Annotated in this window: 1 protein-coding gene; it reads right to left on the bottom strand. The window is 28.1% G+C overall.

The genetic code is table 11. The annotated features are described in order from the left end of the window. Positions 1-20: 20 nt before the first annotated feature. Positions 21-751 (bottom strand): thioredoxin-like domain-containing protein (locus RH98_RS15035; RefSeq protein WP_010257937.1); only part of this gene is annotated, 731 nt, incomplete at its 5' end.

Raw genomic sequence — 751 nt, forward strand, 5'->3', positions numbered from 1 at the left:
TTTTTATATTTTCAAGTTGATTAACGAATTTGCTTGTCTATATTTCTATCAAATATATTTACGAAAGCATTGTTTATCGTTCCATCTGAGTTAAGAATCATACTTCTTTGTATTTTTGTGATAATCCACTTGTCTTTCATTTTTTTGAAATCTGTTGATCTCAATTCTATTAAGTTCTGGTGTTTATAATTAGAAACGAAATCTACCCATTCATTTTGTTCGCCGTCTATACAAACAGAAACTATTTGTATGTCTGGGTTGTTGTTTAACATTTGAATAGCTCTGCGATGAGCTCCATCTGCGTGACCCAAACTATTTTTAGTCCATACAAACATTAACGTTGGCTTCTTAATTATTTTATTGATACTGACTGGATTATTATTAGTATCTACTAAGTCTACTTCTGGCAGGCGTTGTGAATATTTTAAATTCTGCACTGCTTCTTGTATTTGTATGATTTCACTATGCTTGCTTTTGTCTGTCGAAAGTTGAAAATAACGCTCTAAGAATTTGTCATTATTATTCAAATTCTGATCTTCTAAAAGATAAATAAAAGTAATATTGTCAAATATTGTATTTCGTACTTTTTCATTTTTAATTAAAGTATCGACTATATTTAATTTCTCAATATTTTTATCAAATTTACTTTCTGGATCGAAGTCCATTTCTGCTTCATTACTTATAGAATTTAGCATAATTGACAAATACTTAGTATATGAAGAATACTGGATCATATCTTCATTATTAAAGT

This window comes from Myroides injenensis M09-0166, assembly GCF_000246945.1.
Taxonomy (GTDB): Bacteria; Bacteroidota; Bacteroidia; order Flavobacteriales; family Flavobacteriaceae; genus Flavobacterium; species Flavobacterium injenense.